Here is a 12,211-nt window from a genome sequence, read left to right as displayed (position 1 = left end):
CCACCGGGTCCTGCGCGGCCGCGCGGCGGACGTGGAGCAGCGCGGTCGCCGGGTCGTCCCCGCGGGCGAGCCCGTCGTGGAGACCGATCATCAGGTCGGCCGTCGCCGCGTCGTTGACCTCGGCGACGCTGCTGACCAGGCCGGCGGTGCCGATCGAGAAGAGCGCCGCGGCCAGGCCGAGCAGCTCCTGCGCGCCGACCGGAGCGAGCACGCCGGACTCGCAGGCGGAGAGGACGACGCGGTACGGCGCGCGCCGCAGCCGCTCGAGGTCGTGGACCGTCAGCGGCCCGTCGGCCAGGTCGAGCGCGGAGAACAGCGGGCTGTCCGCCCGGAACCGGCCGTGGGTCGCGAGGTGCGCGAGGTCGGCGCCGTCGAGGGCGTCCAGGACGTTGGCGAGGGTGGCGTCCGGACCGTCGAGGAGTACGGCGTCCGGGTGCTGCCGCGCGAGAACCGGCACCTCGGCTCCGCCGGACTCGAGGTCCGGGCCCGCGACGAGCGTGGTGCGGCGCGGGTCGGGGCGGACCGCGGCGCCGGCCCGCAGCCACTGACCGGCGGAGGGGACGATGCCGAACGGTCGGTCGTGCAAGGTCGGGAGCAACGACCAGGCCAAGCCGTGGAGGCGCGCGGTCGGCGCGAGCGTGACCGGGCCGTCGGGGATCAGCGCGGCGGCGTCGCCCAGGATCGCGTCCTGGAGGCGGCGGCCGATGTCGGCGGTGCTGGCCGGTCGGCCGCGGGACGCGCGGCGCAGCAGCATCGCCGCCGGTCCGAGCAGGTCGGCGACCTCCTTGGTCGTGCCCGCGACCTTCCGCCGTACCCGGCCGTTGTGGACCACCAGCACGTGCAGGGTCCCGTCGACGTCGACCAGCTCGACCAGGCAGCCGTCGCCGACCCCGGCCACGATCTCCTCGACCGGCGCGGGGCGATAGGCGTCCCCTTCTGCCGACTGCGTGTGGTGCTCGGTGCGGACCGCCCGCTCCAGCCGGAGCCGCTCCCTCTCGAGCTCCTCCGTCGGCTCGCCGGCCTGTCTCGCCTCGGCCAGCCTTCGCCCGTTGTCGCGGAGCGCGGCGAGGGAGGCGGGGATGGTCGCCGCGTCGGAGGTCGCGGGCGGCTGGGCGAGGGCGGTCGCCCTCGTTCGTTCGCTCCACCTCAGGAGGGTGCGCGGGTCGTGGGCTGCGTGGCGCAACGCGATCTCGGTCAGCTCGCGGCCGTGCGTCGTCGCCAGCGCCCGGAGCTCGGAGCTGCCCATCAGGCGGCGGTGCTCGTCGATCGCGTCGAGGCCGGCGGAGCAGGCGCGGAGGACCCCGCCGCGGTCGTCGGCCTCCTGGTGCGCGAAGGCACCAGCCAGGTAGGCGCTCGCCCGCACGAGACCGTTGGGGTGCACGCGGTACGTGATTGCCTGTTGCCACAGCGCCCAGCGCTCGGCGCCGCGTTCCTTCTGTCCGGCAAGCGTGAGCGCCAGTGGCGCTTCTCGGGCCGACTCAGCATGCAGCGCTGTGGCGACTTCGCGCGTCTCGCTGGCACCGCCGCGGCCGCGGACCTGATCGTGCGCTCTCACCTCCGCGAACCGGGCACGCAGCTCGAACCATGAGCGGCCCTGCTTGCGGAAGGCTGAACGTGCCCGTGCCGACTCCTCGCGCGACCGTTCGGCGAGGCCGACAGCCAACAAGGCGTCAGCACGTCGCAGATGGAGCTCGGGAAGTTCGTGCGGAGCGAGCGCCTCCGCGCGCGCTTCCTCGAGCAGTTCGACGGCGTCGGTGCCGAGCCCCGCACTGAGCAGCGTCGCCGCGCGTGACTGGATGTGCGCGAACCGCGGCTGCACTCGAAGCTGGCGATACCCCGCGTCGGCGTCCGCCCACAACCCGAGGCTCGTTGCCAGATCGCCACGAGCGGCAGCGATCTCCGCTCTGCTCTCGACTGCCGTCAGGCGTTCGAGAACAGCCCCGGACCTGGCGAACAACCGTTCAGCCGCTACTGCCTCGCCCTCCGCCGCGTCGACCAACCCCGTCGCCATGAGTAGATGAGCAAGCCAAACTCGCGCCCGGCCCTCCCAGATCGCGTCGGCGTGACCCTGCATCGACGCCAACGCGGCTCGTAGCAGCGGTATGGCCTCGTCGTGCCGGCCGATCACGGCCAGCGTCGCGGCCTTTCGCATGAGGACGCGGGCACCGATCTGACCGGTGGCACCGGTCAGCGCGCGGTCCAGCTCGGCAAGGCCGTCACGCGTTCGACCGGCAAAGACAAGCGTGGCGCCCAGCGTGGCCCGCACGTCACGCTCCCGATCCCGATCCCCGCTGATTCGAGCAAACCGCGCGGCGTCGCGAAGGTGCGCCAAGGCCGCTGTGGTCTGACCCCGATCCCGTAGGACCACACCGAGGCACTGGTGAGCGAATGAAGCGGCCAACGCATCGTGCGGCTCGGCGAGGATGGTCAGTGCTTGACGATGTCCCTCTCCGGGATCTTCGAGCGCCAGCTCCAACAGGTCCTGCATCTGCCGCCTCGAGGTTTTCAGGGATATCCCTGTTTACGGGCGTCTCCGGGCAGGACTACGTTAGCGCCGCTCCGCGACTCGGCCCCGAACATCCGCCTTCCCGCTCTCCGAGGTGCCCAATGAGTGAGTCATCAAGACCGAGCTTCTCCCTTCGTGACATCCTCGCGCAGATTCGGCGGCGCTTCCCGTGGCCACCGATCAAGCCGCCGATCGTCCGCCCGGACCCGGACGAGCTCGCGGCGGAGCTGCTGAGCGTGCAGGTCGGAGTCATCCGCCGTGGCTTCCGCAAGAGGGGTGACGACGTGGCGGTTGCGGGTCACGACGGTCCGCGCCGAGCCGAGAAGGACGCGGACGCGGCCTACCTGTTCCAGCCAGGAGTAGCGCTCGTTCGCGACAACACCGATCAGCGCCAGTACTTCCAGGAGTTCATCGACTTCTTCGGGCGCCGGGACGACCTGTTTGATGACCGCGGGCCGGTCCGCAGGGACGACGTCCGGCTGCCCGACGGACTGGTCATGGTCGAGATGCCCGCTCGCAACGACGAAGCCGATGCCGTTCTCAAGACGCTGGAGGATCTGGACGAGGATCGGCGCGCGCAGGGCCTCGACGGAGTGGTTGCGCAGCCCGACCACGTTCTGTACGTGACGATCTACGGAAAGATGTGTCCCGCCACTGAGCCCGAGGAGCCGGGCCACACCGAGCCGGTGCCGGCCATTGCGGGCGATGCGAGCGCGGGCGACGGCGTACGGGTGTCGGTCGTCGACACCGGTCTCTGGGTGCAGGCAACGAAGAGCCCCGACACCGACTGGCTCGCCGGCGTCACCCCGGCCGATCAGGACGACGTCGAGAACGTGAGCTCGTCGGCGATCCACGAGTACGCAGGTCACGGGACGTTCGTCGCCGGCATCATCCGGTGCCTGGCTCCGCGGACCACGATCGAGGTGGAGGGTGCCCTGCCGAACGGCGGCGCGGTCTTCGAGTCGAGGCTCTGCGAGGAGCTGCGTGAGGCCCTGACCGACCGGTCGGATCCGCACCTGATCAGCATCTCCGCCGGAACCCACACTCGCGCGAACCTCGGTCTCCTCGGCTTCGAGATCCTCGCAGAGAACCTGGGACTCACCGACGGCACCAAGGGGCTCGTCGTCGCCGCAGCCGGCAACGACAGCTCGGACCAGCCGTTCTACCCGGCCGCGTTCCCGTGGGTGGTCAGTGTCGGTGCGCTCGACGAGGAGGGCTTCGTCGCTGACTACTCCAACTACGGCCCCTGGGTCGACGTCTGGGCTCGCGGCAGCAACCTGGTCAACGCGTTCCCGGGGGGCACCTACACCTGCTACGAGCCGCCGAACAAGGGGCAGGTGCGCAACTTCAAGCACCTGGCGCAGTGGAGCGGCACCTCGTTCGCCACCCCCATCGTCACCGGCGCCATCGCCGCTCAGATGAGCGCGACCGGCAACTTCGACGATCCGAAGAAGGCGCTCGACCAGGTCGAGAAGGCCGCCCCGACGTGCAAGGACGCGAAGGCCGGCGGCGGCAAGCACCTTGGCCCCCTCTGACCGATCCACCTAGGGGGTGCTGCGCCGGCGGATAACGCCAGCGCAGCGCCCCCTAACCATCTCGTCGCCCCGCGGCCATCCACAGGCCGGCGGACAGCAGGTGTGAGCGAGCGCCGTCAGCTCCTGGAGGTGGGACTGCGGGACAACGACATCGAGCGGATCGTGCGGCGACGGGACCTGACGTTCGTCCGTCGCGGCGTGTACGTCGACCACACCGGGCCACTGACCTGGAGCCAGCGCGAGTGGGTCGCGGTGCTCGCCCTGTGGCCGGCCGCGCTGAGCCATGAGTCCGCGATCCCCGGCGCCAGCACCCGCAAGATCCACGTCGCCATCGGGGCTGCACCGCAAGCTCCAGGCCCCGCCCGGCGTGGCGATCCACCAGACGGCCGACCTGCAGCGCCGGGTCGACTGGCCCGCGGCGCCACCGCGGGTGAAGGTCGACCACGCGGTCATCGACGTGATGTCGGCGAGGCTCAGGGAGGATGACGTCGCGGGCGCGTTCGACGTCCTGACTCGGGCCTGCTTCCGCGCGACCACACCGGAGCGGATCGAGCGGACGCTGGCCCAGCGAGCCCGCGTGCCCCACCGACGGCTGGTCGCCGAGCTGCTCGCGGACCGCCGTACGGGCGCCTGCTCGGTCCTCGAGCGCGGCTACCTGCACCGGGTGGAGCGGGCCCACGGCCTTCCGCCGGGCAGGCGGCAGCGCCACAGCACCGCGACCGGCGGGCGGACGGACCAGGACGTGCGCTACGAGGAGTACGGCGTCGTCGTCGAGCCCGACGGCCGGGTGGTCCACGACCACCCCGGCGCCTGGGATGCCGACGCCAGGCGCGACCTGGCCGAGCTCGCCGTCGCTGACGCGGTGACTGCCCGCGTCACCTACGGCCTGGTCTTCCGCGAGCAGTGCGCGACCGCCGGCTGGATCGGGCAGATCCTCCGCCGCAACGGCTGGCGCGGCACCCTGCTCCGCTGTCCGCGGTGTCCGGCCCGCTGAGCGTCAGATGGTCGCCCAGGGCGTGGTCAGCGACCAGCCGGCGCGGGCGACGACGAACCGCACCGAGCCGGGCCCGACGTCCTCGAACCGGAAGAAGCCGGAGGCGTCGGCCTCGGCCACCCGGTCGTCGGCGTCGGGGCGCTGGAGGGTGACGGTCGCGGGGGCGGCGTCGCCGTCGTGCTCGTCGACGACCTCGCCGAGCACCGTCGTACCGTCCACCTCGACCTCGACGGTCACGGCGGCACGGCGGAAGGAGAGCATGCGAGGGCTCTCAGCCGCACCGCCGCCGGAGCGTACGGCGGCGCCGGCGTCGAGCGCGGAGTCGTGGAGCAGCTCGGCGAGCTCGGCGTCGACGGTGCGCCAGGTGAAGGCGGCCCGGGCGGCGGCGCGGCGACGGTCGGAGACCGCGGCCTCCTCGGCGACCGCGGCCGCGAGCTCGGCCATCAGCTCGTCGTCGTGCTGGCTGTCGTGCTGGCTGTCGTCGCGCTCGGTCATCTCAGCTCACCTCCCACCGGGTCGGTGCCGAGGCCGCGCAGGGCGCGGGTCCTCCGCAGCTGGTCGAGCGCGCGGGCGCGGGTCGGTCCGATGCTGCCGATCGGGATGCCGAGCCGGGCACTGATCTCCTCGTAGGCGAGGGGAGGGTCGGCGAGCAGGAGCAGCAGCAGGTCGCGGCGGGCGGCCGGCAACTCGGCAAGCGCCTCGCGCAGCAGCTGGCGGCGCTCGGCAGCGAGCAGGTCGTCGTCGATGACGTCGTCGCCCGCGACCTCGAGCACGCCGTGCTCCTGCGGGTCCACCGGCTGCATCCGACCGCGGGCGTTGATGACCCGGAGGCACTCGTTGCGGACGATCGTGCGGATCCAGCCGGGCAGCGCAGCCGGCTCGCGCAGGGCGTCGAGGTGCTCGACGAGGCGGAGCCAGACGGTCTGGCTGACGTCGTCGCCGTCGGCCTCCGACAAGCGGTGCCGCCGGATGATCGCTCCCACCAGCGGGAGGAACCGGTCGACGATCGCATCCCAGGCATCTTGGTTCCCCTCCCGCGCCGCGAGGACGAGAGTCGCGAGCGGATCCGTCGTGTCCATCAGGTGAATCGTCCCGCATGGAGGAGCATCGGGACAGCCCTGTGATACGTCCAACTTTTCTGTATCAGGGCGATCCCTCGCCTCCTCCTCCTTCCGTGAACCAGCGGTGACTCCCCACCGCGAACCCCGGAAGGAACACGGACATGACCTGGCAAGAGACTCACACCCGGACCAACATCATCCGCGAGGTCGAAGCGGCCGCCGCCCTCGACATGTCGGGCGCCCTGCCCTGGCGCGAGGAGTGGGCGGCGTACTTCGGCAGCCCGGAGGGCCTGATCAAGGCGCTCCGGTCCCGCTGGCAGCGGATGTGCGAGGCGCAGCTCGACGCCCGCAGCGGCGAGGACGTGTTCGCGGACACCTACCGCCAGCTGCAGCGCACCCACGCGGGGATCCTCGCGATCCTCCGCAAGGCGGCCGACACGGCAGCCGGCGACGGGGTCGCCGCCGGCGCCAAGGTGCTCGCCCTGACCGGTGCCTCGCTGGTGCCGGCGCCGCGCAAGAGCCGCCGTCTCCGCGGCGGTCCGGTCAGTCGATGACGCTCACCGCTCTGGACCCGATCGAGCCGCTGTCCGGGCAGCGGCTCGATCGGCTGTCCCGACGCGAGCTCGAGGTGCTCCGCCTGATCGCCCAGGGGCTCTCCAACGCCGCCATCGCGGCGCAGCTCTACCTCGCCGGCAAGACCGTCGAGACCGTCTGCACCAGCATCTTCCGCAAGCTCGACCTCTATCCGTCGGACCACGTGAACCGCCGGGTGCTCGCCGTCCTCGTGCTGCTGCGCGAGGAGGGCGTCAGCTGATCGTCGTCAGCTGCTGCGTCGCCCGCGTGAGTACGACGTAGAGCGTCGCGCGGCCGGTCGCCGACTCGGCCTCGATCTCGCTCGGGCAGACCACGACGATGCCGTCGAACTCGAGGCCCTTCGTGTCGAGACCGGTCAGCACCACGACCCGGTCGTCACCCGACGGCGGCACCGAGGAGTCGACCGCGGCCCGGGCGCCGGCGGCGTCGTCGGCCAGCTCGGGCCACGACGCCAGCCACGCGTTGACCTCCGAGCGCCGCGCCGCGGGCACGACCACGCCGACCGTGCCGGCCACCTGACCAGCGATGCCGACCACGGCCTCGCGGGTCGCGGCCTCCAGGTCGCCACCGTCGACGACCACCTCGGTCGGCGGGACGCCGGTACGGCGCACCGCGTCCGGCAGGTCGGCGTGGAGGCCGACCCGCTCGGCGTAGGCCGCTGCGAAGTCGTAGATCTCCGCGGAGTTGCGGTAGTTCGTCGACAGGTGGAACTCGTGGGTCTGCTTGCCCTCGAGCGCCCGCGCCCGCGCGGCGGCCGCCTCGTCGGGCGCCGGCCACGACGACTGCGCCAGGTCGCCGACGATCGTCCACGACGCGGCCCGCCCGCGCCGGCCGACCATCCGCCACTGCATCGGCGTGAGGTCCTGAGCCTCGTCGATGAGCACGTGGGCGAAGCCGTCGTCGTCGATGCTGTGCGTCGGGGGCGCCCACGGCCGGCCGGACGGGGCGTACTCGCGGTCCGACGCGGTCATCAGCTCCTGGATGTCGACGGCACCTTCGATCAGCGCCATCGGGTCGTCCCGGTCGTCGTCGGCCTTCTGCGGCACGTCGCCCAGGGCGTAGCGCAGCTCGTCGAGCAGCGGCACGTCCTCGATCGAGAGGTCGGTGCCGTTGGGGGCGGCCGTCCGGCCGCTCCAGGACTTCAGCAGCAGCTGCTGCTCCTCGGTCGACAGCACGCCCTCGGACACCCGCGCGAGGAACTCCGGGTCGCGCAGCCAGGACAGCACCGTCGCGGCGTCGAGCGGCGGCCACCAGCCGAGGGCGAAGTCGAGGAAGTCGTCGCGCGAGAGCATCTCGTCGTCGAACTTCGTGCGCCCCTCCTCGCGGCCGCGCTCGCCGCGCACCTGCCGCCACATCGCGTCGAGCAGCGCCGCGGAGACGCGGGGCAGCTGCTTGTTGCGGCGACCCTGCGACATCAGGTGGCGGCGCACGCGTCCGAGCGCGCCGCGGTCGAGCAGGATCCGGTCGTCGCGCCAGAAGACGCGGAACTCGGTGGGGCTGCCCGGCGCCTGCTGACGCGCCGTACGCCGCATCACCTCGGCCATCCGCTCCGAGCCCTTCACGTCGGCGACGGCCGGCTCGTCGTGTCGCGTCGCGCGATAGCCGTCGACGACCTCGCCGAGCGACCGCAGCGCGACGGCGGTCTCGCCGAGCGACGGCAGCACCCGCTCGATGTAGCGCATGAAGACGCCGGACGGGCCGACGATGAGCACGCCGCCGGACTCGTAGCGGCGGCGCTCGTTGTAGAGCAGGTACGCCGCCCGGTGCAGCGCCACGACCGTCTTGCCGGTGCCGGGACCTCCCGAGATCGACACGACTCCCTTGCTGGGAGCGCGGATCGCCTTGTCCTGCTCGGCCTGGATGGTCGCGACGATCGAGTGCATCGACCGGTCCCGCGCCCGGGAGAGCTGCGCCATCAGGGCGCCCTCGCCGACGATCGGCAGCTCGCGCCCGTTGGCCTCGACCACCGACAGCGCCTCGGCATCGAGCAGCTCGTCCTCGACCCCGACGACCCGCGGGCCGGTGCAGCGCAGCACCCGGCGCCGGATCACGTCCTGCGGCTCGGCGGCGGTCGCCTGGTAGAACACCGCGGCGGCCGGCGCGCGCCAGTCGATGATCAGGGAGTCGCGGTCGTCGTCACGCAGGCCGATCCGGCCGACGTAGCGCGGCTCGGGGTCGACGTCGTCGGTCATGTCGAGCCGGCCGAAGACGAGGCCCTCGTGGGCAGCGTCGAGCTGCGCGATCCGCTTCGCGGCCTGGAAGACCATGGCGTCGCGCTCGACGAGCCCGCCCTCGTGCCCGAGCTTGCCGCGGGAATGACCTTCCTTCGCCAGCTGCTGTGCGGCCACCCCGGCCTTCTCCAGCTGCTGGTAAACCCTGTCGACGAACGCCTGCTCCGACGCCACTTCGCGATCGACGAGCTGATCTGCCACCGACGCTGCCCCTGTGTGTTCTCAACCGATATTCATTGCGGCTCACTGGAGAGCCGGAAGTTCTCAACTCTACATGGGCGAGGCGGTACTAGATTGGCGCATTGGATCGAGAGGCCAGTCGAGAGGGGTTGCCATGTCCCGTCCGCGCCCACGGGCCCTCCCCGCAGCCCTGACCGCAGCCCTCCCCGCAGCCCTGACCGCTGCCCTGACCGCGGGGCTCACCGCCGCTGCTCTCCTGCTCGCCGGTCCCCCGGCCCACGCCGACCGCCAGACCACGACCGATGCCGCCCGCGACGTGTACCGGATCCCCGCGGGCGGCACGCCTCGGCTGGACCGCGACGACCGTGCCCACGACATCGTGAAGGCCGGCGCCGTCCACAACGGTCCGACCGTGACCCTCTGGCTGCAGGTACGCCGCCTCGCCCGCGCCAACGACGTCGCCAGCTGGTACGTCCGCACCCCCGAGGCGACGTGGTGGCTGCACCACGACCGCCGGGACGGCGCCCGGTACACCTCGCTCTTCCACGCCGGCGGACCCGAGGTCCTCGACTGCGAGGGCCTGCGCGGCAGGGCGTATCCCCGCACCGAGCGGGTCGTGGTGCGCGTGCCGCGGGTGTGCATCGGCCGCCCGGCGTGGATCCGGTTCGGTGCGTCGATGGGCAAGGAGACCGACAGCTACCACCTGATCGACGACGCCCGCATCGACGCCGGGTTCTTCTCCAACCGCTGCCGGCTCGGGCCGCGGCTGCGGCACAACTGACCCCCACAGGCACCGGATCAGGCGCGCAGCGAGTCCTCGATCCGGTCGAGGAGCTGGGCGAGGTCGGCGTCGCGCTGACGCCGCGGTACGTCGCGCATCGGGCCGCTGCCGTAGAGCAGCGAGAAGCCGTGCACGCCGGCCCAGCAGGGCAGCTCCGCCCCGGGGCGCTTCTCCGCTGACATGAACCCGGCCTCGAGGCACTCGTCGAGCGCGTCGGTCAGCAGCTGGTAGGGACCGCTGAGGTCGGGGAGGGTCACCGGGTAGAAGGCGACGGCGAACAGCCCGGGCTCGGCGAGCGCGTACTCGACGTACGCCTTGCCCACCTCGCGCAGCCGGCGCCGGGCCCGCTCGACCGGGTCCGTGACCCGCACCCGCCGTACCCGCTTGAGCATCGTCGCCGACAGCTGGTCCATGCCGTAGGTCGCGACCTCGCGCAACAGCTCGTCGCGGTCGGCGAAGTGGCGGTAGGCGGCGTTGTGCGAGACGCCGGTACGGCGCGCCACCTCGCGGATCACGATCCCGTCGGGACCCTTCTCCCGACCGAGCTCCACGGCAGCAGCGACGAGCGCCTCGCGCAGATGGCCGTGGTGGTAGGTGCTCACGGGCCGCATCGTAACGGCCGTCTCGGGGTCGGCGAGCCGGTCGAGACTCGATGTTGACAATGTCCACATCGACCCGCATGATTCTTGATGTTGACAGTGCCCACATTCGAACGAGGAGTCCACATGGGTCGCAAGGCTGGGATCCTGATCGCCGTCTACGTCGCCGCGCTCGCGATCAACCTCGACATCACGATCGTGAACGTCGCCCTCCCGAGCATGGCGACCGAGCTCGACGCCGGCACCCGTGCCCTGCAGTGGATCGTCGACGGCTACAACCTCGCGTTCACCGCGCTGGTGCTGGCCGCCGGCAGCCTCTTCGACCGCTACGGCCGACGGCCGGCGCTGATCATCGGTCTCCTCGGCTTCGCGGCGACCAGCGTCGCCGGAGCACTGGTGACCAGCTCCGGCGCCCTCATCGCGGCCCGGTTCGGAATGGGCGCGTTCGCCGCGCTGATCTTCCCGACGCCGCTGTCGATCATCTCCAACACGTTCACCGACCGCCGCCAGCGCGCGGCCGCGCTCGGCGGCTGGGGAGCCGTCGTCGGCGTGGGCGTCGCCTCCGGCCCGGTGACGGGCGGGCTGCTGCTCGAGCACTTCTACTGGGGCAGCATCTTCCTCGCCCTCGTCCCGCTCGCACTGGTGGCCGCCGGCCTCGCGTTCGCCCTCGTCCCCGAGTCGCGGGACCGCTCCGTGCCCACCCTCGACCGGCGCGGCCTGGTCGTCTCGATGGCGATGCTCGGCCTGCTCGTCTACACCGTCATCGAGGCGCCCGAGCACGGCTGGGACAGCAGGTTCACCCTGCTCGGGTTCGCCGGATCCGCGGCGCTGATCGGCCTGTTCGTCATGGTCGAGCGCGCGGCCGAGCACCCCATGCTCGACGTACGGCTGTTCGCCGACCGGCGCTTCAGCGCCGCCAGCGGCGCCGTGACGGTCACCTTCTTCGCGCTCGCCGGCTTCATCTTCCTGATCACCCAGTACTTCCAGGTCGTCCGCGACTTCGGGCCGCTCTCGACCGGCGCCCGGATCCTGCCCGTCGCGATCTCGATCGCGGTCGCGTCGATCGCCGGCGGGATCCTCGCGCCGAGGGTCGGCACCCGCGCGGTGGTCGTCACCGGCCTGCTCTTCTTCGGTACGGCGATGGCGTGGATCGCGGCCAGTGTCGACGTCGACACGTCGTACTGGGCGGCGATCGTCCCGCAGATGGTGCTGATGGGACTCGGCATGGGCCTGATCTCCACCCCCGCGACCGAGTCGATCATGCTGGTCCTCCCACCGGCCCGGGCGGGCGTCGGGTCAGCCGTCAACGACGCGACCCGCGAGCTCGGCGCGACCCTCGGCGTCGCGGTGATCGGCTCGGTCTTCTCCTCGGTGTTCGGCGCCCGCCTCGTCGACAGCGCCTTGGAGGCGACCGGTCAGGCCGACACGGCCGCGGACTCCGTGCCGGTCGCGTTCGGGATGGCCGGCGCCGACCCCGTGCTGCTCGACGCGGTGCAGGAGTCGTTCCTGGCCGGCCTGTCCGTCGGCTGCACCGTGGTCGCGGGACTCTGCTTCGCCGCAGCGGTCGCCGGCCTCTGGGCGCTGCCCGGCCGCCGCTTCCACGCCGCCAAGGCCGCTCAGGCCGACGCGGAGCGCCGCGTCCTGGAGCCGGCTGGCGCCTGAGGCGCGTCGTACCTGAACTTCCGGCCCAGAAATCGCCGGTTCAGGGGCCGAAAGTTCAGGTACGACGG

The 12,211-nt window shown here is 72.2% G+C and carries 13 protein-coding genes; 7 read left to right on the top strand and 6 right to left on the bottom strand.

The window, feature by feature from the left end; all coding sequences use genetic code 11:
* Positions 1 to 1,819: CHAT domain-containing protein (locus tag H0488_RS25105; RefSeq protein ID WP_183100465.1), on the bottom strand; the 1,819-nt coding region annotated here is incomplete at its 3' end.
* Between the two features lie 294 nt (positions 1,820 to 2,113).
* Here H0488_RS25105 and H0488_RS17140 point away from each other — a divergent pair.
* On the top strand, positions 2,114 to 2,362 hold the full coding sequence (locus H0488_RS17140; protein WP_183100464.1) for a hypothetical protein: 249 nt from the start codon (positions 2,114 to 2,116) through the stop codon (positions 2,360 to 2,362).
* A 257-nt stretch (positions 2,363 to 2,619) separates the two neighbouring features.
* Here the strand turns inward: H0488_RS17140 and H0488_RS17135 are convergent, their stop codons facing one another.
* Positions 2,620 to 3,120 carry a hypothetical protein gene (locus H0488_RS17135; RefSeq protein WP_183100463.1) on the bottom strand — a complete coding sequence of 167 codons (501 nt, stop codon included), beginning with the start codon at positions 3,118 to 3,120 and terminating at the stop codon, positions 2,620 to 2,622.
* Between the two features lie 9 nt (positions 3,121 to 3,129).
* On the opposite strand from H0488_RS17135, the gene H0488_RS17130 reads away from it, so the two are divergent.
* Complete coding sequence (locus H0488_RS17130) at positions 3,130 to 4,041, top strand: S8 family peptidase (protein WP_183100462.1); 912 nt, start codon at positions 3,130 to 3,132, stop codon at positions 4,039 to 4,041.
* A 367-nt stretch (positions 4,042 to 4,408) separates the two neighbouring features.
* Positions 4,409 to 5,035 carry a hypothetical protein gene (locus tag H0488_RS17125; RefSeq protein WP_220794707.1) on the top strand — a complete coding sequence of 209 codons (627 nt, stop codon included), beginning with the start codon at positions 4,409 to 4,411 and terminating at the stop codon, positions 5,033 to 5,035.
* A 3-nt stretch (positions 5,036 to 5,038) separates the two neighbouring features.
* On the opposite strand, the gene H0488_RS17120 is transcribed toward H0488_RS17125, so the two are convergent.
* Together H0488_RS17120 and H0488_RS17115 are read right to left on the bottom strand one after the other, a co-directional pair.
* The gene (locus H0488_RS17120) at positions 5,039 to 5,530 is read right to left on the bottom strand and encodes a carboxypeptidase-like regulatory domain-containing protein (protein WP_183100461.1); all 492 of its coding nucleotides are present in this window, start codon (positions 5,528 to 5,530) and stop codon (positions 5,039 to 5,041) included.
* Positions 5,527 to 6,114, bottom strand: coding sequence for an RNA polymerase sigma factor (locus H0488_RS17115; protein WP_183100460.1), 588 nt, complete (start codon positions 6,112 to 6,114; stop codon positions 5,527 to 5,529). The genes H0488_RS17120 and H0488_RS17115 overlap by 4 nt, the downstream gene beginning before the upstream one ends.
* 143 nt (positions 6,115 to 6,257) lie before the next feature.
* On the opposite strand from H0488_RS17115, the gene H0488_RS17110 reads away from it, so the two are divergent.
* Together H0488_RS17110 and H0488_RS17105 are read left to right on the top strand one after the other, a co-directional pair.
* The gene (locus tag H0488_RS17110; protein WP_183100459.1) at positions 6,258 to 6,650 is read left to right on the top strand and encodes a hypothetical protein; all 393 of its coding nucleotides are present in this window, start codon (positions 6,258 to 6,260) and stop codon (positions 6,648 to 6,650) included.
* On the top strand, positions 6,647 to 6,910 hold the full coding sequence (locus H0488_RS17105) for a response regulator transcription factor (protein WP_183100458.1): 264 nt from the start codon (positions 6,647 to 6,649) through the stop codon (positions 6,908 to 6,910). Before H0488_RS17110 ends, H0488_RS17105 begins: the two co-directional genes overlap by 4 nt.
* On the opposite strand, the gene H0488_RS17100 is transcribed toward H0488_RS17105, so the two are convergent.
* Positions 6,903 to 9,122 (bottom strand): HelD family protein, encoded by a 2,220-nt coding sequence (locus tag H0488_RS17100; RefSeq protein ID WP_183100457.1) that lies wholly within the window; start codon positions 9,120 to 9,122, stop codon positions 6,903 to 6,905. The genes H0488_RS17105 and H0488_RS17100 overlap by 8 nt on opposite strands.
* A gap of 133 nt (positions 9,123 to 9,255) precedes the next feature.
* Between H0488_RS17100 and H0488_RS17095 the strand changes: the two genes are divergently transcribed.
* The gene (locus H0488_RS17095; protein WP_183100456.1) at positions 9,256 to 9,882 is read left to right on the top strand and encodes a hypothetical protein; all 627 of its coding nucleotides are present in this window, start codon (positions 9,256 to 9,258) and stop codon (positions 9,880 to 9,882) included.
* A gap of 17 nt (positions 9,883 to 9,899) precedes the next feature.
* Here H0488_RS17095 and H0488_RS17090 read toward each other — a convergent pair whose 3' ends face one another.
* Entirely contained in the window at positions 9,900 to 10,484 is a 585-nt protein-coding gene (locus tag H0488_RS17090; RefSeq protein WP_220794706.1) for a TetR/AcrR family transcriptional regulator, read from the bottom strand.
* Positions 10,485 to 10,607: 123 nt separating this feature from the next.
* On the opposite strand from H0488_RS17090, the gene H0488_RS17085 reads away from it, so the two are divergent.
* Positions 10,608 to 12,143, top strand: a complete 1,536-nt coding sequence (locus H0488_RS17085) for an MFS transporter (protein WP_183100454.1) — start codon at positions 10,608 to 10,610, stop codon at positions 12,141 to 12,143.
* Positions 12,144 to 12,211: the final 68 nt, after the last annotated feature.

The organism is Nocardioides pelophilus (assembly GCF_014180685.1).
Taxonomy (GTDB): domain Bacteria; phylum Actinomycetota; class Actinomycetes; order Propionibacteriales; family Nocardioidaceae; genus Nocardioides; species Nocardioides pelophilus.
This window is presented reverse-complemented; position numbering and strand designations above follow the sequence as displayed.

Bases quoted from the DNA above. Each gene is read 5' to 3' on its own strand.
- H0488_RS17085 (WP_183100454.1), top strand. From the start codon at position 10,608: ATGGGTCGCAAGGCTGGGATCCTGATCGCCGTCTACGTCGCCGCGCTC.
- H0488_RS17105 (WP_183100458.1), top strand. From the start codon at position 6,647: ATGACGCTCACCGCTCTGGACCCGATCGAGCCGCTGTCCGGGCAGCGG.
- H0488_RS17120 (WP_183100461.1), bottom strand. From the start codon at position 5,530: ATGACCGAGCGCGACGACAGCCAGCACGACAGCCAGCACGACGACGAG.
- H0488_RS17095 (WP_183100456.1), top strand. From the start codon at position 9,256: ATGTCCCGTCCGCGCCCACGGGCCCTCCCCGCAGCCCTGACCGCAGCC.
- H0488_RS17115 (WP_183100460.1), bottom strand. From the start codon at position 6,114: ATGGACACGACGGATCCGCTCGCGACTCTCGTCCTCGCGGCGCGGGAG.
- H0488_RS17110 (WP_183100459.1), top strand. From the start codon at position 6,258: ATGACCTGGCAAGAGACTCACACCCGGACCAACATCATCCGCGAGGTC.